Here is a 22,930-nt window from a genome sequence, read left to right as displayed (position 1 = left end):
CGGCACCCCGTCGCTGCCGCCGGTCCGACCCGTCCCCCGACGGGCCGCGCGTCCCGTCCACCGGCCCGCCGGGAACCCCCGGAGGCTCCGGTCCCCGGCCGTGACGCCCACCGGGGCGGCACCGCCAGACGCCTGACCTACCGGCTCGACCGCCCGGCCGAACCCGGGTCCGGCGCGGCGGACCTCCTGGCGCCCCGGACCCCTCGTACGGTCCACCAGCGTGCCACCCCACCCGGCGCACGCGCACCGCCCGTGCACCCGAACGGCCCCCTGGCGAACGGGGGTGGCTGATATGACCAGCCCTTTCCCCAGGAAGAGTGGCGCCCGATTCCGCGCAGGCGCGCACCCCAGGGCGTGCACGGCCTTCGCGCGCGCCCCTGGTGTGCGCCCTGGGGAGGCCGCCGGGGCGGAGGGACGGGGCCGACCGGAGGGGCGGCCGGGCGGAACGGCCGGGAAGGGTGCGGCGCTGAGCCGGGGGCACGGCGGATGCGCGGGCGCGGAGCGGCGGCGGACGCGCCGGGCGCGGGCCGCGCGGAAAGCACCCGGGGCTCCTCCGGGGGCCGTACGGCGCTCCGGCACAATGGCGGCATGCGAGCAGTGGTGCAGCGAGTGACCGAGGCCCGGGTGACCGTGGCCGGTGAGACCGTCGGCGCGATCGAGGGGCCCGGGCTCTGCGTCCTGGTCGGCGCCACCCACGACGACACCCCCGCCAAGGCCGCCCAACTGGCCCGCAAGCTCTGGACGCTGCGGCTGCTGCCCGCGAACGACGAGGGCGTCGAGCAGAGCTGCTCGGACCTCGGCGCCCCGCTGCTGGTGATCAGCCAGTTCACGCTCTACGGCGATGCCCGCAAGGGCCGCCGCCCCACCTGGAACGCCGCCGCCCCCGGCCCGGTCGCCGAGCCGCTGGTGGACGAGGTGGTGGCGCAGCTGCGCGCGCTGGGCGCCAAGGTGGAGACGGGCCGGTTCGGCGCCGACATGCGGGTGGCGCTGGTGAACGACGGCCCGTTCACCGTCCTCGTCGAGGTCTGACCCCGCCGGGGGCCCCACCGGGCCCGGCCGGGGCGCCGAGCGGCCCCGGCGCGGCCCTGGACGGCCCTACTGCGGGACGATCACGTCCTGGGTGCCCGGCACCGTGCCGGCCAGCAGCACGGCGTCCACCGGGACGTTCCGCTTGACGATCGCCAGCGCGATCGGCCCCAGCTCGTGGTGCCGGGCCGAGGAGGTCACGAAGCCCAGCGCCCGCCCGTCCGGGTCGGTGGCCAGCCGCACCTCGGTGCCGTGCGGGGGCAGCGTCTCCTCGGTGCCGTCCAGGTGCAGGAAGACCAGCCGGCGCGGCGGGCGGCCCAGGTTGTGCACCCGGGCGACGGTCTCCTGGCCGCGGTAGCAGCCCTTCTGCAGGTGGACGGCGGTGCGCAGCCAGTCCACCTCGTGCGGGATGGTCCGGTGGTCGGTCTCGAAGCCCAGCCGGGGCCGGTGGCCCTCGATCCGCAGCGCCTCGTACGCCCAGACCCCGGCCGCCGGACCGTACCCGGCGGTGAGCCGCTCCAGCTCGGCGCGCGGCACGAACAGGTCGCGCCCGTACGGGAGTTCGCGGACGGCGGCGGCGCCCTCGACGGCGGCGGTGGAGCCGGCCGGCAGGTGCACCACGGCGTACTCGGCGGTCGCGTCGGCGACCTCCACCCGGTAGAAGAACTTCATGCCCTCCAGGTAGGCGACCAGCGCCTCCTGGGTGCCCGGCTCGACGTGCGCCCAGGTGGTGGTGCCGTCGTCCACCAGGTAGAGCGCGTGCTCGACGTGCCCGTTCGGGGAGAGCACCAGCGCCTCGGCGGCCTGCTGCGGCGGCAGCTCGCTGACGTGCTGGGTGAGCAGCAGGTGCAGCCAGGAGAGCCGGTCCGCGCCGGTCACGGTGACCACGCCGCGGTGCGAGAGGTCGACGAAGCCGACGCCCTGCGACAGCCTGCGTTGCTCGCGGAAGATGTCGCCGTAGTGGGCGGCGACGCCCTCGTCGGCCCCCTCGGCGGGGACGGCTCCGGGCAGGGAAAGCAGCGGGCTCTTCACACCGGTCATACCGGCCAGCTTACGGCTGGTCCCCGACGAGCTTGGCGGTGCAGTCGGCGCAGCGGCCGAAGATGGCGAAGTGCTTGAGGTCGGTGTCGAAGCCGTGCCGCTCGCGCAGGCTGTCGATCAGCGGCTGGGCGATCTCGGTGCCGGTCTCGGTGACCTTGTCGCAGTCCCGGCAGACCAGGTGCAGGTGGTGGTGGCGGCCGGCCAGGTGGTAGGTCGGGGCGCCGTGGCCGAGGTGGGCGTGCGAGACCAGGCCCAGCTCCTCCAGCAGCTCCAGGGTCCGGTAGACGGTGGAGATGTTGACACCGCTGGCGGTCCGGCGGACGTGGCAGAGGATGTCGTCGGGGGTGGCGTGGTCGAGCTCGTCGACGGCCTCCAGCACGAGCTGCCGCTGCGGGGTGAGCCGGTACCCGCGTTCGCGCAGGTCGGCCTTCCAGTCGCCGGAGAGCTGCCAGTCGGTGGTGCCGGTGTCCGCCACGGTACTCGTCCCTGCCAATGGTCGGGGGTCCTGGAGCAAGTGTAGGGACCGGCCGGGGGCCGGTCCCTACCTCGTGCACGGAAGTGCCGGTCGCGCGATCGGCCTACTTGAAGAAGGCGATGCCGTCGTCCGGCAGGTCGTTGATGTCCTTGATCAGCTGGGCCGGGCTGAGCACCTTCTTCAGCTGGGCGGACATGTACGGGCGCAGCGGCACGCTCGGGGCGGCCTTCTCGCCGACCCAGAGCAGCTCGCCGTTGACGAAGCCGTACAGCCGCTTGCCGCCCGAGTACTCCGGGGAGCCCTCGATCCGGGCGACCGCGTCGGTGGAGACGTCGACCTGGGGCTTGCCGTCGGCCAGCTCGCCGTACCAGATCTCGACCGTGCCGTCGTCGCGGACGGAGGAGATCTCGATCCCCCGGACACCGCTGGTGCCGTCGTGGTTGCTGGTGATGCGCCAGAACGCGTGCTCGTTCTCCAGCGGACGGACCTTCTCGCCCTCGCTGTCCAGCACCCAGGTCCGGGAGCGGAACTCCAGGAAGGGGCGGCCGTCGTGGCGGATCACGATCTCCTGGCCGAAGTTGCACTTCTCCGCGCCCGGGAAGTCGTAGACGCCCGCGCCCTCCCAGGTGCCGAGGAGGAAGGCGAGCGGGACGACGTCCCTGTGGAGGTCAGAAGGGATCTCGATCATGTTCCTGGTCGCTGTTCTCGTCGGTGTGGGACTGCCTCAACCGTACGGCAGTCTCAGCGCTGGCCCTGGTACAGCTTCATCACCGAGAAGATGGCGAACCAGGTGATCAGCACGGCCATGAGGGCCAGCAGACCGTCGAAGAAGATTTCCAGACCGGACACGGGTGGCTCCCAGGCGGCGACAGTGTGGTGGATTGTGCTCGGCTCACTCTATCCGCCGGGTTCCGGAGGGTCGCGGTGAGCCCCACCACGTCGCCGTTCGCGCCGTCCTCCCGCGGCTGCTCAAGCTTTGCCCAAGGCTTCCGGGGATGCCGGACGGCGGGGGCGCCGGCACCTCTAAGGTGGCGCCATGGCGAAGAAACTGGTCATCAAGGTCACCGCAGGGGCGGACGCGCCGGAGCGGTGCTCGCAGGCGTTCACGGTGGCGGCGGTGGCCGTCGCCAGCGGGATCGAGGTCTCGCTCTGGCTGACCGGGGAGTCCTCCTGGTTCGCGCTGCCGGGCCGGGCCGCGGAGTTCGAACTGCCGCACGCGGCGCCGCTGCCGGACCTGCTGGAGTCGATCCTGGCGGCCGGCTCGGTGACGCTGTGCACCCAGTGCGCGGCCCGGCGCGGGATCACGCAGCAGGACACCGTCGAGGGTGTCCGCATCGCGGGCGCCCAGGTCTTCGTCAGCGAGATCATGTCGGACAACGTCCAGGCGCTCGTGTACTGAGGCGCCTCGCGCGTCGACGCCTACGGGTGCTCCTCGTGGTCGGGGCGGTCCCGGTCGTGGCCGGGCTCGTCCCACTTCGGGTCGTCCCAGCGCGGGTCGTTCCACCAGTCGTCGTCCGGGTCGCGCTTGTTGGCGAACACCGCGGCGGCCGGCGGGATGACCATCGCGACCACGCACATGCCGATCGCCGCGCCGACCGAGAAGAACCGCACCACGCCCCAGGCCATGACGAACAGGCCCAGGCACACGCCCATCATGGCGAAGTAGTAGCGACGCCGCCGCCTTGCCTGCACCCCTCCACGGTACGACCGAGGGCCCCTGCTCGGCAGGGGCCCTCGGAGTCTGGTCCGGGATCGTCCCGGCTCCGGTCAGACCGCGATCGCGACCTCGACGGCGGTGCCCTGGGAGGCCACCACCTGACGGTCCACGGTCTGGCCCGGCACCAGCGCGCGCAGGGTCCACTTGCCCGGGCGGGCGAAGAACCGGAACTGGCCGGTCGCCGAGGTGGGCACCTCGGCCGTGAACTCGCCGCCCTCGTCCAGCAGCCGCACGTAGCCGTTGACCGGCTCTCCGTCGCGGGTCACCGAACCCTGGATGATCGTCTCGTTCGCCACGTCAACTCCTGCCAGGTCCGGGCCGCCGGCCTTCGCACCGCACATGTCTGTCTCCTTCTGACTTACGGGTCGAGCCGGGGGCTCAGTTGCTGCCGAGCTCGATCGGCACGCCGACCAGGCTGCCGTACTCGGTCCACGAGCCGTCGTAGTTCTTGACGTTCTCCTGGCCGAGCAGCTCGTGCAGCACGAACCAGGTGAGCGCGGAGCGCTCGCCGATGCGGCAGTAGGCGATGGTGTCCTTCGCCAGGTCGATGCCCTCGGCCTCGTACAGCGCCTTGAGCTCGTCGTCGCTCTTGAAGGTGCCGTCGTCGTTGGCGTTCTTGGCCCACGGGATGTTGCGGGCGCTCGGCACGTGGCCGGGGCGCTGCGACTGCTCCTGCGGGAGGTGCGCCGGGGCGAGCAGCTTGCCGGAGAACTCGTCGGGCGAGCGGACGTCGACCAGGTTCAGGGTGCCGATGGCGGCGATCACGTCGTCGCGGAAGGCGCGGATCGAGGCGTCGGCTGCCTGCGCCGTGTACTCGGTGGCCGGGCGGGCCGGCACCTCGGCGACCAGGTCGCGGGAGTCCAGCTCCCACTTCTTGCGGCCGCCGTCCAGCAGGCGGACGTCGCCGTGGCCGTACAGCTTGAAGTACCAGTAGGCGTACGAGGCGAACCAGTTGTTGTTGCCGCCGTACAGCACGACGGTCTGGTCGTTGGCGATGCCCTTGGCGCTCAGCAGGGCCTCGAAGCCGGCCTGGTCGATGAAGTCGCGGCGGACCGGGTCCTGGAGGTCCTGCTTCCAGTCGATCCGGACGGCGTTGCGGATGTGGTTCTTCTCGTACGCGGAGGTGTCCTCGTCGACCTCGACGATGACGACCTTCGGGTCGTCCAGGTGGGCCTGGACCCAGTCGGCGTCGACCAGGACGTCGCTGCGGCTCATGGTGGGTTCTCCATCCGAGGGCGGTTGTGCGGAAGGTGCTGCTCAGGAGGGTGCTGCAGGGTGCCCGGGAGGGTGCGGTCCGAAACCCTGTCCGAATAGCGGGACGAGGGGGTGGGCCGGTGCGGCCGGGCAGGAGACTGCGGAGTACCTCGGCGACCGCCGGCCCGGGGGGCCGGGCGCGGTCGCCGGAAAGATCGGCGGCGGGCGTCAACTGCCCTGCCGGGGGCGCCGAATCAGCGCATTCGACACAGACAGGCGGCCACGCGGCACAGGTCTACCGCCCGCCGCTTCGTGAGGTCCGTCTGTCGCTTCATGCCGACGATGCTAGGGACACCGGAGGCCCGCTGTCATCAGCGTATCGAATAGTGGGATCAGAACGACCGGATGATGGGATTTACCCCCGGTCCGGCCTGTCCGGGCCCGGCCGGCGGCCCCCGGAGGGCGTGCGCGGGGCGCGAACGACACCGCTCCACGGCCCACGCTGGACAGCGCGTCTCGCGGAGCGGAACGATTCGGCACAGCCGTGGGCGGGCCTTGGGACCGGGCCGGGGACGGGCCGGGGACGGGCCGGGGACGGGCCTGGATCAGCCCAGGAGCTTGACGTCCTTGCCGTCGAAGGTCAGCTGGAGGCCCTCCGGCAGCGGCGTCACACCGCCGCCCCCGCCCTCCTTGTCGGCCAGCTTCAGCCCGGCCGGCAGCGAGTCCAGGGTGAAGCTCATCGGCTCCAGCTGCTGGTTGGTGGCACCGGCCACCAGCCCCGCCAGCGAGCTCAGCCGGAAGCCGTCCACCGTGACGGTGTTCCCCTTGTTGCGCACGCTGCCCTCGCCGATCTCGATCGGACCCAGCGAGGCCTTGACCTTGCCCGGACCGGCGTAGGCCAGGCTCAGCCGGGAGTTGCCGCCCACCGGCAGCTTGGCGCCGTGCAGCAGCTGGGAGGCGGGCGGCAGCAGCTGCGCGAGGTCCGGGTAGGAGATCACCCCGCTGCCGGTGCCGCTGTCCACCGTGGCACTGCTCATGCTGTCGCTGACCTTGACCCCGGCGAGCCGCGCCTTGAACGAGTGCAGCGCCACCTGGTGGCTGCCGTCGCCGACGGCCAGGCCGTCGGAGGAGATCCGGACGTCGTCCAGCTTCATCGACAGCACCTGGGTGAGGAACGGGAAGCCCTCGATCGAGACGTCCGGGCGCTGGCTCATCCGGCCGCTCTTCACGATCCGGTCGGCGGCCTCGTCCTCGGCCACGCCCACCGCGATCCGGTCCGCACCCAGCAGCAGGCCGGAGAGCACCGCCAGGCCGATCGTGGCCTTCAGCCATCCGCGCATCGTGTCCCCCGTCGTCGCCGGTCGCTGTGGTCGTTCGTCGCTGTGGTCGTTCGCAGTGGGTCGTTCACCGTTCCGTGGCGGACGCAGGACACGTCCGCCCTCGCACGACCGTACGACGTCCCGCCCCGGAACATGGTTCCGGGGCGGGAATTCGACCTGAACAGGCCTGGACGGGTGGGTACGGGTGGCTCAGGCCAGCAGCTCCGTGGCGATCCAGGCCAGCGGCGCGGCCACCGCCAGCGGCAGCGCCACGCCCGCCGTCATGTGCACGAAGCGGGACGGGAAGTCGTACGCCGCGACCCGACGGCCGACCAGCGCACCCAGCCCGGCCAGCGCACCGAGCGCCAACGGGGCCCCGACCAGCAGGCCCAGCAGCACCGCCGCGGCCAGGCCCAGCACCGGGCCCAGCTGCTTCGGCCCGGGCAGCGGCGCCGCGGCCAGCAGGGTGGCCAGCGCCACCGCGCCCACCGCGGCCGGCACCCAGTCGGCCAGCAGCAGCGCGGTGCACAGCACCGTCACCACGGTGGCCGAGCCGAGCACGGTCAGCGCGTAGAACCGCTCCTTCGGGTCCGACGGGCGGAACGTCTGCAACACCAGGACGAGCAGGAAGAACCCGCCCAGGGTGCCCACCACGGCCGCCACGCCGCCGTCGGAGTCCGCCAGCAGCACCGCCACGTCCGCCGTCAGGCCCGCCAGCGCGGCGAGCAGGATGCCCTGCCGGGCCGGCCACATGCCGTTCAGCCGGAACCAGCCGGCCGCCGTCAGCAGCTGGAGCGGCGCGACCACCAGGGCCAGCGCGACCTGCCCGAGCGCGGCACCGCCGGCCAGCAGCACGGCCACGGCGGCGGTGATCAGGGCCGGCTGCAGGCCCGGGTCGATGATCGGCGAACCGGTCCGGCCGCGCGGACCGGCGGGCGGCACCGCCTGCGGCGGGACGGCCCCGTACGGCGGCGCGGCGGGGGCGCCCAGCGGGCCGGGGGCCACCGGGCGCTTGAGCGTCATGGTCGGCGGGTCGAAGGCCTCCGCCGCCTGCTGCGCGGGGGCCTGCTGCGGCGCCGGGGCCGCGTGCCGGGCCCGCGGCCCCGGCGGCCGGGGGAGCTGCAGCTGGATCGTCGGATCCGGCTGGGGCTGCACCGGCTGCTCCGGCGGCCGCCGCCGCTGCCGCGGCTGCGGAGCCTGCTGCGGCTGCGGGACCTGCTGGGCCTGCGGGACCTGCTGGGCCTGCTGGGCCTGGGGCGGCTGGTACGGCTGGTGGGCCTGCTGCGGCTGGTGACCCTGCGGCTGATGCGGCTGGTGACCCTGCGGCCGGGGCGCGCCCGACAGCGGACCGGACACCACCACCGGCGGCAGCAGCGCCGTCGCCTCGGCGTCGCTCACCGCCGGCACCGGCGGCAGCAGGGTGGTCGCGGCCGCGTCGTCGAACGCGGGCACCGCCGGCAGCACCGCGGTCGCCGCCGCGTCGTCCACCGGGTAGCCGTACGGCGACTGGTGGCCGGGCTGCTGCGGCGGGACGTACGGCTGCTGTTGCTGCTGCGGGTACGGCTGCTGCGGCTGGTGGGCCTGCGGCGGGTACGGCTGGTGGGGCTGCTGCGGCCACTCGCCGTGGCCGCCGTGGTTCGGGTGGTTCGGGTTGTTCATGTCCGTCACGCCGCTCAGCCTCCCGCGAACGGCGGGAGGACCTCGACCGTCCCGCCCTCGGTCAGGGCGACGGTCGCGTGGTCGCGGCCGCCCACCTGGGCCCCGTCGACCAGGTACGAGCAGTGCCCGAGCAGCTGGACGAGCTTCGGCCGGTCGGCGTGCCGCGCCCTGGCCGCCGCCAGCGCCTCCGCCAGGGTCGCCGCCTCGTACGGCTCCTCGGCCAGCCCGGCCTCGGACTTCGCCGCCGCCCAGTAGCGGATCGTCCCGCGCACCCGGGCGCCGCTCGCGGGCTCGGTGGTCGCGCCCATCGGGCCACCCCTTCTCGTCGTCCTCGCCCGGCTCCGGTACCCCGGTCCGGCTCGCCACCGCGACGGCCGCCCGACCACCCGAACGATGGACCCGAACAGCGCCTCCGATGTGCGCCCCCCATGATGGCGTGTCGGCCACCACGAGCGGCAATCGCCCTGGCCGGACCGGCACGGAGTACGCACCGGCCTCGCACCGGACCGCCACCCGGAGGCGCCGGACCAGCGCCGGACCGGCGCTCGAAGCTGTGTCCAGCCTCACCCGGCGCACGCCCGAATTGGGCGAACCGCCGGATTCCGGCACTCCCGGCGGAGGGGGCGGTCGGCTATCCTCGACCACCAAGAGGGATCCGGGCAGAGTCGCCCCCGGGTCCTTTTGTGCTTCCAGGACGCCGGTACGGACGTTCTTGCGATTCGTCGGCCCACCCCCGGCGCGCAGCAGGGACCTCCCGGCCGGCGCGGCACAACGACGTGCCCCGGCCGGCCGGGGCATCGCCACCCGGCACCGGGCCGCCACCCGGCGCCGGACCAGACCGGAGGGTTCGCGGTGAGGAACAGGGCAGAAACGATGCGCCCGGGGTTGCGGGACCCCCGGCGGACCCGCCGTCGCGCCCCGCACGCCGTCCGCTCCCCCGGTCCGCCGCGACCGGCCGTCGTCCTCCCCTCCCCCTCAGCACGTGCGCCATCCGGCTGTGGCGGCAGCCGTCACGCGACCGCGACGACCCGGAAAGGGGACCACCGGGTATGAGTTCTCTCCTCCTCCTCACCAATGCGCTGCAACCGTCCGCCGAAGTGCTGCCCGCCCTCGGACTGCTGCTGCACAACGTCCGGGTGGCCCCCGCCGAGGGCTCGGCCCTGGTGGACACGCCCAGCGCGGACGTCATCCTGGTCGACGGCCGGCGTGACCTGCCGCAGATCCGCAGCCTCTGCCAGCTGCTGCGGTCCACCGGCATCGGCTGCCCGCTGATCCTGGTGGTCACCGAGGGCGGCCTGGCCGCCGTCACCGCCGAGTGGGGCATCGACGACGTCCTGCTGGACACCGCGGGCCCGGCCGAGGTCGAGGCCCGGCTGCGGCTCGCGCTCGGCCGCCTCCAGGTCGTCACCGACGACAGCCCGATGGAGATCCGCAACGGCGACCTCTCGGTCGACGAGGCGACCTACTCCGCCAAGCTCAAGGGCCGGGCGCTCGACCTCACCTTCAAGGAGTTCGAGCTGATCAAGTACCTCGCGCAGCACCCCGGCCGGGTCTTCACCCGGGCGCAGCTGCTGCAGGAGGTCTGGGGCTACGACTACTTCGGCGGCACCCGGACGGTGGACGTGCACGTCCGGCGGCTGCGCGCCAAGCTCGGCGTGGAGCACGAGCAGCTGATCGGCACGGTGCGCAACGTCGGCTACCGCTTCGTCGTCCCGGAGAAGCCCGAGAAGGGCGAGCGGCCGGAGCTCGCCCAGCGCCCCGCCACCCCCCTGGACGCCTGAGGACCGGCCGGGCGGGCCGTCCCCCGCCCGGCTTGTCCGGTTCCTCCCGGAGCCGCCCGCCGGCCTGCCGAACAAGGCCCCAGCTCCCCCTGCCGCCCCGGAGGCCACACGCGTAGACTCCCCCCGTGGCCAAAGTGACGCGCGACGATGTAGCCCGGCTGGCTGGTACCTCGACCGCGGTCGTCAGCTACGTCATCAACAACGGTCCGCGCCCGGTCGCACCCGCGACCCGGGAGAAGGTCCTCGCGGCGATCGACCAGCTCGGCTACCGGCCGAACAGCGTCGCCCAGGCGATGGCCTCCCGGCGCACCAACCTGATCGGCATGGTCGTCCCGGACGCCCGCCAGCCCTTCTTCGCCGAGATGGCGCACGCCGTGGAACGGGCCGCCTCCGAGCGCGGCAAGCTCGTGCTGATCGGCAACTCCGACTACGTGGACGACCGCGAGGTGCACTACGTCCGCGCCTTCCTCGGGATGCGCGTCTCCGGCCTGATCCTGGTCAGCCAGGGCCCCTCGCAGCGCGCCGCCGAGGAGTTCGCCGCGATGGAGGGCGCCAAGGTCGTGCTGCTGCACCGCCGGCCCGAGGCCATCGACGACGTCGCGGTGGTCACCGACGACGTGGCGGGCGCCGAGGCGATCGTGCGCCACCTGCTGGAGGTGCACGGGCACCCGTACGTGGCCTGCTTCGGCGGCCCGGTCGAGTCCCCCGCCCCCGGCGACCCGGTCATCGACCACGTCGAGGGCTGGCAGCGCGCCATGGACGCGCACGGCGTCCCCACCGAGCCGCACCTGATCGACGCGCCCTTCCACCGCTACGGCGCCTACGACGTCGCGCTCGGCGTGCTCCGCTCGCCGGACCGGCCGCGGGCGATCTTCTGCTCCACCGACGACCAGGCGATCGGCGTGCTGCGGGCCGCCCGCGAGGTCGGCCTGCGGGTCCCGGAGGACCTCGCGGTGGCCGGCTTCGACGACGTGCCGGAGGCCGCGCTCGCCGACCCGCCGCTGACCACCGTCGCCTCCGACCGCGACGCGATGGCCCGGGCCGCCGTGGACCTAGTGCTGGACGACTCGCTGATGGTGCCCGGCTCGGACACCGAGCGGGTCCGCACCTTCCCGTCCCGGCTGGTCATCCGCCGTTCCTGCGGCTGCGGCGGCGACGCCCCCGGCCGGTCCGTAGCGGAGTAGCCGGCCCGGACCGGAGCGGCGGGCCCGTACCGGAGCGGCCGGTTCCGCTCGGCAGGCGGGCTGACCAGGCTTTATGAGAACCCAACGGGCTTCTCTCCCCGTTCTGAGCCGGTTCTCATCCACTCCTCATGCACCGGGCCGAGCTTGGTCGACATGAGCGAGAAGCAGCAGCACCCCAGCGAGCAGTACGGCCCGTACGAGCCCCACGAGCAGTACGACCCCTACCAGGCCCACGGCCGGTACGGGCAGCACGGCCAGTACCAGGCCCCCGGGCAGTACGAGGCCCAGGAGCCCCGGGTGATCGAGGGCACCGTGCTCGGCAGCGGCCCGGCCGCCGGCGGCTCCGGCACCACCGGCGCGGACGGGTACGGGCCCGGGTACAGCTACCGCGAGGACCACTCCGACGGCGGCTTCGACGCCCCGCCGCCGCCCCCGCCGATCCCGCCCGAGCCGCCCACGATCCTCGGGCCGGGCTCCCCCGAGGGCCCCGGCCACCACGGCGGCCGGGCCCGGCGCGGACTGCTGCGCGGCCGGCTCGCCCTGGTCACCGCCGTCGCCGCGGTCGCGGCCGTCCTCGGCGGGGTCACCGGCGGCCTGGTCGCCGCCGACCACCAGGGCTCCGAGAACCGCGTCGGCACCATCGCCAGCCCGGTCTCCGCCCGCTCCGACGGCACCGCCGACGTGGCCGCCGTCGCCGCCGCCGTCTCGCCCAGCACCGTCGAGATCACCGTCAAGACCGGCAACGGCACCGCCACCGGCACCGGCGTCGTCCTGAACACCGACGGACAGATCCTCACCAACTACCACGTGATCGACACCGCGTCCGCCGGCGGCCGGATCACCGTCACCTTCAAGGACGGCTCCACCGCCCAGGCCACCGTCACCGGCACCGACAAGGCCCTCGACGTCGCCGTGATCACCGCCACCGGCGCGAAGAACCTCACCCCCGCCGTCCTCGGCGACTCCTCCACCGTGGCCATCGGCGACCCGGTCGTCGCCATCGGCAACCCCGACGGCCTCACCGGCACCGTCACCTCCGGCATCATCAGCGCCGAGAACCGCGACGTCACCGTCCAGCTCGACGAGGGCAGCACCAGCAACAACGGCGGCTTCGGCCTCCCCTACCTGCCCGGCGTGCCCGGCCTGCGCGGCACCGCCCCGCAGTCCGACAGCGGCAGCACCACCACCTACAAGGCCTTCCAGACCGACGCCGCGCTCAACCCCGGCAACTCCGGCGGCCCGCTCATCAACGCCAACGGCCAGGTCATCGCCATCAACTCGGCGATGTACGCGCCCGGCGGATCCGGCTCCTCCGGCGGCTCGGCCGGCAGCGTCGGCCTCGGCTTCGCCATCCCGATCAACGACATCAAGCAGGTCCTGCCGAAGCTCGAAGCCGGCCAGAACCTGTGAGCACCGCTCCCTGAGACGGACAATTGCTCCCAGCAGGCCCTCCACCCGACGAGAAAGGGCACCCGCCCATGACCCCGTCCGCCGACGACCGCACCACCGCCGAGGCCGGCCACCCCTTCGCCCGGCTCCTCGTGGTCGACGACGAACCCGCCCTCCGGGACGCCCTGGAGAGCAGCCTCGCCTTCGAGGGGTACGAGGTCGCCACCGCCACCGACGGCTACGAAGCCCTGGAATCCGTCGAACGCGACCGGCCCGACCTCGTCCTGCTGGACATCATGATGCCCCGGATGGACGGCCTCACCGCCGTCCGCCGGATGCGCTCGCGCGGCGACACCGTCCCGGTGCTGATGCTGACCGCCCGCGACGCCGTCGGCGACCGCGTCACCGGTCTCGACGTCGGCGCCGACGACTACCTCGCCAAGCCCTTCGAGCTCGACGAACTGCTCGCCCGCGTCCGCGCCCTGCTGCGCCGCAACGCCCTCGCCGCCGAGGCCGCCGCCCGCGCCGCCGTCGAGGACGAGAGCGAGGTGCTCGCCTTCGCCGACCTGCGGATGAACACCGCCACCCGCGAGGTCACCCGGGCCGGCAAGCCGATCGAGCTCACCCGCACCGAGTTCATGCTGCTGGAGATGTTCCTCGCCCACCCCCGCCAGGTCCTCACCCGCGAACAGATCCTCAAGGCGGTCTGGGGCTTCGACTTCGAGCCCTCCTCCAACTCCCTCGACGTGTACGTGATGTACCTGCGCCGCAAGACCGAGCAGGGCGGCATGCCCCGCCTGATCCAGACCGTACGCGGCGTCGGCTACGCCCTGCGCCCGGCCGCCGGCACGAGCGCGTGAACCACGTCCCGCCCCCACCGCTGGCACCCCCGCTGGCACCGCCCCGCACACCCCGCCGCCGACAGCGCCTCCTCCACTGGTTCCGCTCCCGCTCGCTGCGCAGCCGCCTCACCTTCCTGAGCGCGGCGGCGGTGGCGGTGGCGATCGCGCTGTCGGCGCTGGCGTGCTGGTTCATCGTGGAGAAGCAGCTCTACGACCAGGTGCGGACCGACCTGGCCAACGCGACGCTGCCGCCGCCGCCTCGCGGGGTACTCGGCCTCCCGTGCTACGCGACGCCGGACCAGGCCCTGCAGAACCAACCGAGCGGCACGGCTGCGGAGAACAGCGCAGCGGTCGTCCGGGACACCCAGTACGTCGTGGCCAACCCGACGGGCGTCTGCCTGCCCCCGTACGCGACCAAGGCGATCGAGCTCAAGCCCAGTGACTCGGCAGGGTTCAGCCTCAAGAACGGCCAATCGATCATCCGCGACGGCCGGTTCACCGATGGCACGCCTGCGGTCGTCCGGATCTCACTGACCCATTTCCCAGCGCGCCCGGCCCTGCTGATGGTGGCCACCTCCACCCAGCCCGTCGAGGACTCCCTCCAGGGCCTCGCCATCCTCCTCGGCTCCGTCTCCGCCGGCGGCATCCTGCTCGCCGCCATCGCCGGCCGGCTGGTCGCCCGTTCCTCCCTCAAGCCCGTCGACCAGCTCACCGACGCCGTCGAGCACATCGCCCGGACCGAGGAGGTGGGCACCACCATCCCGGTCAACGGACACGACGAGATCGCCCGCCTCTCCACGTCCTTCAACTCGATGAGCACCGCCCTCGCCAACTCCCGCGAGCGGCAGACCCGGCTGATAGCCGACGCCGGGCACGAGCTCCGCACCCCGCTGACCTCCCTGCGCACCAACGTCGACCTGCTGATCCGCAGCAACGACACCGGCCGCCCGCTGCCCGCCGCCACCAAGACCAAGCTGCTCGGCAACATGAAGGCGCAGATGCAGGAACTCACCGTGCTGATCGGCGACCTGCTCCAGCTCTCCCGCCCGGACACCCCGAAGAGCGGCCCGGCCCCCACCGTGGTCGCCCTGCACGAGCTCGCCGGACGGGCCGTCGAACGGGCCAAGCTGCGCGGCCCGGGGCTGGTCTTCGAGACCGACACCGAGCCCTGGTACGTGCACGGCGACGCGGCCGGGCTGGAACGGGCGGTGATCAACCTGCTGGACAACGCGGTCAAGTACAGCCCGCCCGGCGGCACCATCGACGTCCGGCTGCACCGGGGCGTGCTGACCGTCCGCGACCACGGCCCCGGCATCCCGCCGGACGAGCTCCAGTACGTCTTCGACCGGTTCTGGCGCTCGCCCTCCTCGCGCCAGCTGCCCGGCTCCGGCCTCGGGCTGTCGATCGTCGCGCAGAGCGTCCGGGAAGCGGGTGGCGAGGTCACCCTCGGCCCGGCCGCGGACGGCGGTCCGGGCGCGCTGGCCACCGTCCGCCTGCCCGGCGGCCCCGCCCCGGAATGACGGAATGACGGAATGACGAAAGGGGCGGGTGGGGCGCCCCGACAGCGCCCCACCCGCCCCCGTCCCAGGGCTCACGCCCCGGAGCCGGCTCACGGTCAGTCGATGTCGCTGCCCGGGCCGATGATCTTGATCCGGTCCCGCGCCGGGGCCTGGAGCGGCGAGGCCGCCGTGCTGTGGGCGCTCAGGTAGGCCACGAAGACGTCCAGGTCCGAGGCGCCGACCAGCTTGTCGGTGCCGGCCGCGAAGGCCGGGAAGCCGTCGCCGCCGCCGGCCAGGAACTCGTTGGCCGCGACCCGGTAAGTGGCCGCCGGGTCGACCGGCGCGCCGTTCAGCCGCACCGAGTCCACGACCACCCGGTCCGCACCGGTCTTGCGCATGTCCAGGGTGTAGTGCAGGTTCGAGGACACCTGGAGGACCTTCGGCGCGGCCGCGTTGGAACCGCTCACCTGCTGCTGGAGCAGCTGGATCAGCTGGGCCCCGGTCAGCGTCTTGACCTGCATCATGTTGGTGAACGGCTGGACGGTGAACGCCTCGCCGTAGGTCACCACGCCGTCGCCCTCGCCGCCGGAGGCCTTGTAGACCAGGTCGGAGCGGATGCCGCCGGGGTTCATGAAGGCGACCTGGGCGCCGCCCTTGTCGGCCGGGGCCAGCCCGGCGAGCTGCGAGTCGGCGATCACGTCACCGAGCGGCTTCTCCAGGTCGCTGCTGCCGCGGCCGTTGATGTCCGAGGCGACGTAGCCGACCGGACGGTTGGCGATCGGGGCGGCCAGCTTGGAGTAGTGGTCGACCAGCGCCGTCATGTCGGACGCCTTCTCGACCGTGCGGCGCACCACGTGGTTCTCGGCCTTGACCGAGGGGCGCACGATCTCGCCGGTGGTCTTGTCCAGCTTCATGTCGATCTCGGTGAAGAGCCGGCCGAAGGAGGCGGCACTGGTCACCGAGCGCGGGACGCCATTGGGGTCGGGGATGCTGCAGGCGTACGCGTTGTGGGTGTGGCCGGTGACGATGGCGCCGACCGCCGGGTCGATCTTCTTGGCGATGTCGACGATCGGGCCGGAGATGCCCTGACCGGCCGCGCCGCAGTCGTAGTTGTAGACGCTGCTGGCCGGGTAGCCGCCCTCGTGGATCAGCGCGACGATCGAGTTGACGCCCTTGGCCTTGAGCTCGGCGGCGTACTTGTTGATCGTGGTGACCTCGTTGGCGAACTTCAGGCCCTTGACGCCCTCGGCGGTCACGATGTTCGGCGTGCCCTCCAGGGTGACGCCGATGAAGCCGACCTTCACGCCCTGGGACTTGGTCACCCAGTAGGGCGCCAGCAGCGGCTTGCCGGTCTTCTCGTCGGTGACGTTGGCCGACAGGTAGTTGAAGTTGGCGCCCTTGAAGGTGCGGCCGGGCTCGTAGCAGCCGTCGGTCGGGTGGCAGCCGCCGTCCTGCATGCGACGCAGCTCCTGCGCGCCCTCGTCGAACTCGTGGTTGCCCACGGAGGTGACGTCCAGGCCGAGCTTGTCCATCGCCTCGATGGTCGGCTCGTCGTGGAAGAGCGCCGAGGTCAGCGGGCTGGCGCCGATGATGTCGCCGGCCGCGACGGTGATCGAGTCGTCGGCCGGGATGCGCGCCTTGCGCAGCTCGGTGGCCAGGTACTCGATGCCGCCGGCCGGGGTGGCGACCTCCTTGCCGGTGGCCGGGTCGATCTCCTTGATCGTGCCGGACGAACCGGCCGGAGGCTCCAGGTTGCCGTGGAAGTCGTTGATCGCCAGCAGCTGGAGGTTGACGGTCTTGTGGCGCTTGGCGTCGGCGGCCTGGGCGGCCGTCGGCACGACGACCGTGCCGAGCAGACCAGCGGCGGCGACGACGGCGAGCGCCGTCCGTCGGGATCTGACGGTGAGCATGAAGGATTCCCCTGCACCTTGGAGGGAGCACCGGCTGCGGACAGCGGCGGCGTTCGGGCGTGTGACATGTGTTGCGACTGCGAAGCCTAGGGTCAACGCGCGTAGCTGTCAGGACGTGGAACGTAACGAGAGGATTACCTACGGACGAACCGTCACCGTCCGCCGGGTGCGGAGCCTGCGGAGAAGGCCCCTCAGACCCCCGGCTCGGCCGCCAACTTCTGGTCCGCGCGCACCCGTTCGGCCACCGCGTCCTCGGTCATCGCACGGTCGGTGTAGACCAGCGGGCGCTCCGCCTCCGTGATGATGTGTTTGACCACCTGGACGTTGCTGTTGACGTCCCAGACCGCGATGCCCGGCGACAGGGTCGGGATGATCTCCACCGCCCAGCGCGGCAGGCCCAGCACCCGGCCGGTGGCCCGCGCCTCCTCGGCCTTCTGCATGTAGATCGTCCGGGTCGAGGCCATCTTCAGGATCGCCGAGGCCTCCTTGGCCGCCGCGCCGTCCACCACGTCGGACAGGTGGTGGACCACCGCGACGAAGGACAGGCCGAGCCGGCGGCCGAACTTCAGCAGCCGCTGGAACAGCTGGGCCACGAAGGGGCTGTTGATGATGTGCCAGGCCTCCTCGACCAGGAAGATGCGCTTCTTCCGGTCCGGCCGGATCCAGGTGTGCTCCAGCCACACCCCGACGATCGCCATCAGGATCGGCATCGCGATCGAGTTGCGGTCGATGTGCGAGAGGTCGAAGACGATCAGCGGCGCGTCCAGGTCGATGCCGTCGGTCGTCGACCCGTCGAACATGCCCCGCAGGTCGCCGTCGACCAGCCGGTCCAGCACCAGCGCCACGTCCAGGCCCCAGGACTGCACCTCGCCCACCGCCACACCGAGTGACTCCACCGAGGACAGCTCGGGGTTGCGCAGGGTGTCGATGATGTCGTCCAGCACCGGCTGGCGGTCCTTCACCGAGGCCACCACGTGGGCGTGCGCGGCCTTCAGCGCGAAGCCGGCCCGCTCCTCCAGCCCGCGCCCCATCGCCACCTCGACGATCGTGCGCAGCAGCGACAGCTGGCCGTTCTGGGTGATCGCCGGGTCCAGCGGGTTGAGCTTCACCCCGCCGTCCCGGGCCGCCATCGGGTCCAGCCGGACCGGCTTTATGCCCAGCGCGTTGGCGATCAGGTTCCACTCGCCCACGCCGTCCTCACCCTGCGCGTCCAGCACCACGACCTGGCGGTCGCGGAACCTCAGCTGCCGCAGCACGTACGTCTTCTCCAGCGCCGACTTGCCGTTGCCGGACTCGCCGAGCACCAGCCAGTGCGGCGCGGGCAGCTGCTGCCCGTACAGCTGGAACGGGTCGTAGACGTACCCCTTGCCGCTGTACACCTCACGCCCGATGATCACCCCGGAGTCGCCCAGCCCCGGCGCGGCGGTCGGCAGGTAGACGGCCTGCGCCTGGCCGGTGGAGGTGCGCACCGGCAGACGGGTGGTCTCCACCTTGCCGAACATCAGGCTGGTGAACGCCTCGGAGAGGTTGCCGAGCGCCATGGGCGGACTCCTGACGGGTCAGCGGTGGACGGACGTACGGGTGTGCGGGTGCACGGGTGTGCGGGTGCGTCCGCTCAGCGGCGGATGCCGGTGGCGAACGGGAGGGTGTTGACGAAGGCCCGGTGGTGCTCGCGGTCGCACCACTCCAGCTTGAGGTAGCTCTTGCCGGCCGAGGCCCGGATGGTCCGCTTGTCGCGGGCCAGCGCGTCGGGGTTGCGCGAGGAGACCGTGATGTAGCCGACCAGGTTCACCCCGGCCGCGCCGGAGGCCAGGTCGTCGCCGCGCTGGTCCACCCGGCCGGTGTGGGCCAGGTCGCGCGGGTCGACCGTGCGGTTCATCTTGGCCGCGCGGCTCGCCTCGGCCTCGTCGTTGGTCTTCTCGGTCAGCATCCGCTCGATCGCGACGTCGGTGGGCTCCAGGTCCATCGTCACCGCGACCGTCCGGATCACGTCCGGGGTGTGCACCAGCAGCGGCGCCAGGAAGTTGACGCCCACCGGGGTGAGCGGCCACTCCTTGATCCACGCGGTCGCGTGGCACCACGGCTCCCGGGTCGCCGACTCCCGGGTCTTCGCCTGCAGGTACTGCGGGTCGGTCGCGTCCAGCTCGGCCGGCCAGGCGTTGCGCCGGGACATCGCCTGGATGTGGTCGATCGGGTGGTCCGGGTCGTACATCGAGTGCAGCAGCGAGGAGAGCCGGGCCTGGCCCAGCGGCTGGCGCACCCGGATGTCCGCCTCGGCCAGCCGGGCGCAGATGTCGGTCAGCTCGCGCGCCATCACGGCCGCCAGCCCCTCGTCGTCCCGCGCCCGCCGCCCGGTGGCCGTCCGGCCCATCGCGTGCGCCTCGGCGGCCAGGTCACGGGTGTAGTGCATGCAGGCCACCAGGTACGCCCGGTGCTGCTCCGAGGAGGTCGACACCATCGACTGGAGCTGGTCGTACGAGTCCTGCAGCCAGCGCGGCGAGGACGGGTCCCCGCGCCGCTCGACGTCCTTGGCGTGCGCGTCCGGGTCGGCCGGCAGGGTCCGGGCCAGGATCTGCAGCCGGGTCACGAAACCGTCCCCGTTGGCGACGTGCTTCAGCAGCGTCCCGAAGCGGTCGACCAGGGCCTCCTGGTCCTCCGAGTCCCGCAGGCCCACGCCCGGGCCCTCGATCTCGATCGCGGCCGTCACCGTGCGCCGCTCCAGGTGCATCAGCACCCCGACCTCGTCCGGCCCGAACGGCGCCGTCAGCCAGCGCAGCCGCCCCACCCCCGGCGGCGGGCCGACCTCCACCTCCCGGCCGTCCAGCCGGGTGCCCGCGTCCATCACGTCCGAACGCCACACCGCCCGCCCGCTGCGGACCGTCCGGCGGTAGGTGCGGTTGATCTCCACCCACTTGTAGAACGTCCGCCTGCGGTACGGCACGTACACCGCCGCGATGGCGAGCGCCGGCAGACCGACCAGACCGCCGATCCGCAGCGGCAGGACCGGCATCAGCAGGCCCCAGAGCATGCCGAGGAAGGCCCCGAAGATGATCAGCACGATCTCGCCGGACTCCCGGTTCCGGCCGATCGGCGCGTTCGGGCGGGCCTTGCCGATCAGGTAGGTGCGGCGCTGGTGGACGTACGGCTGGGCGTACTGGGCACCGTACTGGCCGAGCGGTTCACTGCTCACTTACCCGTCACCCTCCCTTCGCTGGATTGCTGTCGCGGATCGGAACCGGGCCCTGCTTCGGCCCGCCCTGCGGCGGCGGGGACGGCGTCCGCCCGGCGTGCGCGGCGATGCCCGGCGCGACCGAACCGCCGCCGGCACCCCCGCCGCCACCCGTACCGGCCGCCTGGCCGCGGTCGCCGTGGGTGCTGATGCCCTGCTTCATCAGGTTCGCGGTGCCGTTGATCATCGCCGAACCGGCCTGCACGGCATTGGCCCGGGCCCCGCGCATGTTCAGCATCTCGTCGCCGAAGCCCGGCACGAAGCGGTAGACCGAGGCGCTCGCGAAGATCGACAGGAACAGGATCGCCAGCCCGGACAGCACCCGGGCGAAGTCGTCGTCCGCCCCGGAGCCGGTCGCCACCGCGCCCGCCAGGCCCAGGATGACCACGATGATCGGCTTCGCCAGGTCCACCGCCAGCATCACCCCCGCCCAGCGCCGCACGTGCTTCCACAGCTGCCGGTCCACCAGCCCCGCGTACACCGCCGTACCCAGCAGCGCGCCGACGTACAGCATCGCCGCCCGGATCAGCAGCTCCACCCAGAGCACCGCCGCCGCCAGCACCGCGACCAGCGACACGATCACGAGTATCAGCGGGCCGCCGCCCACGTCGCCCTTCTCCAGCGTGTCCGCGAAGCCCCCCAGGTACGACCCGGTGTCCGTCTTCGTCCCGACCGCGATCGCCTTGGTCAGCCCGTCCGTCACGCTCACCACGGTGTACAGGATCAACGGCGTGAAAGCGGACGCCACCACCGTCAGCCACAGGAAGCCGATCGCCTCCGAGAACGCCGTCGCCAACGGCGCCCCCCGCACCGCCCGCTTCGCCACCGCCAGCAGCCACAGCACCAGCGTGATCACCGTCGACACGGCGAACACCACGGCGTACTGCTGCAGGAACGACGCGTTGGTGAAGTCCACCTGCGTCGTCCCGTCGATCGCCCCCGACAGCTTCCGCACCACCCACGCCGCGGCCTGCGCACAGCTCTTGGCCAACGACCCGAGCGGATCGGTCACGGCCCCGACGGCGCCGCCACCGGGGAGGGAGCCCCCGCCGGGCTTGTCGGCGCAGAGAATGTCGCTGCCCGAGATCGGCAGGTCAGGGCAGTTGGATTTGGCGGTGCCGCTCGGATTCGGCGTCGGCGACGGCTCCGCGAGCACCCGCTGGGCGGCCGCCAGCGCCGCCACCTGCAAGGTGGCCAGCACACCGGCGAGGGTGCCCACGCGGCGCCGTGCGCCGGAACGGCGTGAGGTCTGGTCAACGCGCAAAGCGGAACCCCCCGAACTGCTGGACGGCGCCGGTGATCTCATCGGCGGTGGCGGCCTGCTGGTCTGCGGGCAGCGGCGCGGGGCCCTGCCTGCTGGTGTAGTCGGTGAGCTTCCAGTCGCTGCCCGTCCAGTGCAGCGAGAGCGTGAGGGTGAACCAGTTGGTGGTCACCGGCTGGACGGAGTGCTCGCCGGCGAGGCCGGTGAGGCCGGTGCACCACACCTCGACCTTGGCGTCGCCGTCGCTGTAGCCCGTCGACTTGGTGCCGACCGGTACCGTGCGGCTGACGAAGGTGAGGCCCTTGGGCGCGTGGCCCTGGGCGTCGAGGCCGTAGCGGGTGGCGGTGTCGCCGCCGAAGCCCTGGTCCAGCCGGCCCTGGAGCCCTGCCAGGGCGTCCGGGTCGGCGATGGTGGTGATGATGCCGTGCCGGCTGTCGGTGCGGAACATGTCCGCGGAGCCGATCGCCACCGCGTAGTTGGTGGCGGCCGACTGGGCACCGGGTTCGGTGTGCGGGTAGCCGGTGGGGATGCCGTTGACGGTGGTGCCGACGGGCTGGTCGCCGCTGGGGGCGGGGCCGGCGCCGGAGCCGGCGCGGTCGGCGGAGGCGCCGCCGCCTCCGGTGCCGCTTCCGCTGCCGGGTGTGACCCGGTTGGCGATGGCGATGGCCACGACGAGCAGGGTGACGACCACGAGGACGGCCAGCAGAGCGCGCAGCGGGCGGGACTGACGGTGGTTCTGCTGGGGGGAGGACTGTTCGCCGACCGGCAGGCGCGTACGGGTGCGCGGCTGGTCGTCGGACAACGGCACGGCGGCCCTCCTGGTGCGGGGAGCCGGGGCGGCTCCGGGGGCCCTCCGCCCGGGGGCGGGCGCGAGCGGAGGGTGGGAACGGGGGTGGGGTCCTGGCGGGCCGGCCGTCGGAGGGGGTCCGGACGGGGACCCGGTCTCAGGCAGGTCGGACTACTGCTGTCCGATCGTCAGATCGCCATGCCGTAGACAATGGTGAACAGAGTGCCGAGTGATCCGATGATGAACACGCCGGTCAGTCCGGCGACGATCAGCCCCTTGCCCTGTTCGGCGCCGAAGCTGTCGCGCATCGCGGTCGCCCCGATCCGCTGCTTGGCCGCGCCCCAGACCGCGATGCCGAGGCAGAGGAGGATGGCGACGGCCATGATGACCTCGACCATCACCCGCGCCTCCGACCCGAGGGTCGCGAACGGCCCCCAGTCCGGGGCGATTCCGCCGATGATGGTGTCGATGTTCGGCTTCTTGGGGGGGTCCTCGGCCAGGTGGCTGACCGCATTGGTGTGCACGCTGCTCAGGTTCATTTCCATCTCACCGCCCGATCAGGCAAATTCAAGGGCCCGGACCCGGCCCGCGCGAAGGGTCGGTACCTATTCTTGGCC

General features: G+C 72.8%; 23 protein-coding genes. 7 read left to right on the top strand and 16 right to left on the bottom strand.

What is annotated here, in order from left to right:
* Window positions 1–588: 588 nt before the first annotated feature.
* Window positions 589–1,029: a D-aminoacyl-tRNA deacylase gene (gene dtd, locus AMK13_RS40060; RefSeq protein WP_049656260.1), complete on the top strand. Its 441-nt coding sequence runs from the start codon at window positions 589–591 to the stop codon at window positions 1,027–1,029.
* Window positions 1,030–1,095: 66 nt separating this feature from the next.
* Here dtd and ygfZ read toward each other — a convergent pair whose 3' ends face one another.
* The 3 genes from ygfZ to AMK13_RS40045 all read right to left on the bottom strand — a co-directional run bounded on the left by ygfZ (window position 1,096) and on the right by AMK13_RS40045 (window position 3,230).
* Window positions 1,096–2,058: a CAF17-like 4Fe-4S cluster assembly/insertion protein YgfZ gene (ygfZ, locus tag AMK13_RS40055; protein ID WP_049656263.1), complete on the bottom strand. Its 963-nt coding sequence runs from the start codon at window positions 2,056–2,058 to the stop codon at window positions 1,096–1,098.
* Between the two features lie 19 nt (window positions 2,059–2,077).
* Window positions 2,078–2,542, bottom strand: a complete 465-nt coding sequence (locus AMK13_RS40050) for a Fur family transcriptional regulator (RefSeq protein WP_049656259.1) — start codon at window positions 2,540–2,542, stop codon at window positions 2,078–2,080.
* Between the two features lie 103 nt (window positions 2,543–2,645).
* On the bottom strand, window positions 2,646–3,230 hold the full coding sequence (locus tag AMK13_RS40045) for an FABP family protein (RefSeq protein ID WP_049656257.1): 585 nt from the start codon (window positions 3,228–3,230) through the stop codon (window positions 2,646–2,648).
* Between the two features lie 348 nt (window positions 3,231–3,578).
* On the opposite strand from AMK13_RS40045, the gene AMK13_RS40040 reads away from it, so the two are divergent.
* Window positions 3,579–3,941 carry a DsrE family protein gene (locus AMK13_RS40040; RefSeq protein WP_049656255.1) on the top strand — a complete coding sequence of 121 codons (363 nt, stop codon included), beginning with the start codon at window positions 3,579–3,581 and terminating at the stop codon, window positions 3,939–3,941.
* 20 nt (window positions 3,942–3,961) lie between these two features.
* Here AMK13_RS40040 and AMK13_RS40035 read toward each other — a convergent pair whose 3' ends face one another.
* The 7 genes from AMK13_RS40035 to AMK13_RS40010 form a co-directional block, all read right to left on the bottom strand.
* Window positions 3,962–4,234, bottom strand: coding sequence for a DUF3099 domain-containing protein (locus tag AMK13_RS40035; RefSeq protein WP_074006428.1), 273 nt, complete (start codon window positions 4,232–4,234; stop codon window positions 3,962–3,964).
* Between the two features lie 75 nt (window positions 4,235–4,309).
* Complete coding sequence (locus AMK13_RS40030; protein ID WP_030059605.1) at window positions 4,310–4,600, bottom strand: DUF1416 domain-containing protein; 291 nt, start codon at window positions 4,598–4,600, stop codon at window positions 4,310–4,312.
* 37 nt (window positions 4,601–4,637) lie between these two features.
* Entirely contained in the window at window positions 4,638–5,474 is an 837-nt protein-coding gene (locus tag AMK13_RS40025) for a sulfurtransferase (RefSeq protein WP_049656251.1), read from the bottom strand.
* Between the two features lie 233 nt (window positions 5,475–5,707).
* Window positions 5,708–5,788, bottom strand: coding sequence for an Ms5788A family Cys-rich leader peptide (locus tag AMK13_RS46515; protein WP_350517234.1), 81 nt, complete (start codon window positions 5,786–5,788; stop codon window positions 5,708–5,710).
* 270 nt (window positions 5,789–6,058) lie between these two features.
* Entirely contained in the window at window positions 6,059–6,793 is a 735-nt protein-coding gene (locus AMK13_RS40020; RefSeq protein WP_049656250.1) for an LmeA family phospholipid-binding protein, read from the bottom strand.
* 189 nt (window positions 6,794–6,982) lie between these two features.
* Window positions 6,983–8,440: a hypothetical protein gene (locus AMK13_RS40015; RefSeq protein ID WP_079272947.1), complete on the bottom strand. Its 1,458-nt coding sequence runs from the start codon at window positions 8,438–8,440 to the stop codon at window positions 6,983–6,985.
* A 5-nt stretch (window positions 8,441–8,445) separates the two neighbouring features.
* Window positions 8,446–8,739, bottom strand: coding sequence for a MoaD/ThiS family protein (locus AMK13_RS40010; protein ID WP_049659718.1), 294 nt, complete (start codon window positions 8,737–8,739; stop codon window positions 8,446–8,448).
* Between the two features lie 741 nt (window positions 8,740–9,480).
* Here AMK13_RS40010 and AMK13_RS40005 point away from each other — a divergent pair.
* From AMK13_RS40005 to AMK13_RS39985, 5 genes are all read left to right on the top strand, one after another.
* Window positions 9,481–10,212 (top strand): response regulator transcription factor, encoded by a 732-nt coding sequence (locus tag AMK13_RS40005; RefSeq protein WP_074006427.1) that lies wholly within the window; start codon window positions 9,481–9,483, stop codon window positions 10,210–10,212.
* Window positions 10,213–10,337: 125 nt separating this feature from the next.
* On the top strand, window positions 10,338–11,396 hold the full coding sequence (locus AMK13_RS40000; RefSeq protein ID WP_049659714.1) for a LacI family DNA-binding transcriptional regulator: 1,059 nt from the start codon (window positions 10,338–10,340) through the stop codon (window positions 11,394–11,396).
* A gap of 153 nt (window positions 11,397–11,549) precedes the next feature.
* On the top strand, window positions 11,550–12,806 hold the full coding sequence (locus AMK13_RS39995; protein ID WP_079272946.1) for a S1C family serine protease: 1,257 nt from the start codon (window positions 11,550–11,552) through the stop codon (window positions 12,804–12,806).
* Window positions 12,807–12,874: 68 nt separating this feature from the next.
* Window positions 12,875–13,645 carry a response regulator transcription factor gene (locus AMK13_RS39990; protein WP_074006426.1) on the top strand — a complete coding sequence of 257 codons (771 nt, stop codon included), beginning with the start codon at window positions 12,875–12,877 and terminating at the stop codon, window positions 13,643–13,645.
* On the top strand, window positions 13,642–15,147 hold the full coding sequence (locus AMK13_RS39985) for a HAMP domain-containing sensor histidine kinase (protein ID WP_241853236.1): 1,506 nt from the start codon (window positions 13,642–13,644) through the stop codon (window positions 15,145–15,147). Before AMK13_RS39990 ends, AMK13_RS39985 begins: the two co-directional genes overlap by 4 nt.
* Before the next feature lie 95 nt (window positions 15,148–15,242).
* Here the strand turns inward: AMK13_RS39985 and AMK13_RS39980 are convergent, their stop codons facing one another.
* From AMK13_RS39980 to AMK13_RS39955, 6 genes are all read right to left on the bottom strand, one after another.
* Window positions 15,243–17,036 (bottom strand): bifunctional metallophosphatase/5'-nucleotidase, encoded by a 1,794-nt coding sequence (locus tag AMK13_RS39980; RefSeq protein ID WP_074006425.1) that lies wholly within the window; start codon window positions 17,034–17,036, stop codon window positions 15,243–15,245.
* Window positions 17,037–17,227: 191 nt separating this feature from the next.
* On the bottom strand, window positions 17,228–18,577 hold the full coding sequence (locus AMK13_RS39975; RefSeq protein ID WP_049654291.1) for an ATP-binding protein: 1,350 nt from the start codon (window positions 18,575–18,577) through the stop codon (window positions 17,228–17,230).
* 74 nt (window positions 18,578–18,651) lie between these two features.
* Complete coding sequence (locus AMK13_RS39970; protein WP_049654294.1) at window positions 18,652–20,226, bottom strand: SCO6880 family protein; 1,575 nt, start codon at window positions 20,224–20,226, stop codon at window positions 18,652–18,654.
* Window positions 20,227–20,233: 7 nt separating this feature from the next.
* The gene (locus tag AMK13_RS39965) at window positions 20,234–21,484 is read right to left on the bottom strand and encodes a hypothetical protein (protein ID WP_198959524.1); all 1,251 of its coding nucleotides are present in this window, start codon (window positions 21,482–21,484) and stop codon (window positions 20,234–20,236) included.
* A 34-nt stretch (window positions 21,485–21,518) separates the two neighbouring features.
* Window positions 21,519–22,334 carry a hypothetical protein gene (locus tag AMK13_RS39960; protein ID WP_074006423.1) on the bottom strand — a complete coding sequence of 272 codons (816 nt, stop codon included), beginning with the start codon at window positions 22,332–22,334 and terminating at the stop codon, window positions 21,519–21,521.
* Between the two features lie 167 nt (window positions 22,335–22,501).
* Window positions 22,502–22,852, bottom strand: a complete 351-nt coding sequence (locus tag AMK13_RS39955; RefSeq protein WP_049654299.1) for a hypothetical protein — start codon at window positions 22,850–22,852, stop codon at window positions 22,502–22,504.
* Between the last annotated feature and the right edge of the window lie 78 nt (window positions 22,853–22,930).

Origin of the sequence: Streptomyces sp. CB02056 (genome assembly GCF_001905545.1) — a bacterium.
Taxonomy (GTDB): Bacteria; Actinomycetota; Actinomycetes; order Streptomycetales; family Streptomycetaceae; genus Kitasatospora.
This window is presented reverse-complemented; position numbering and strand designations above follow the sequence as displayed.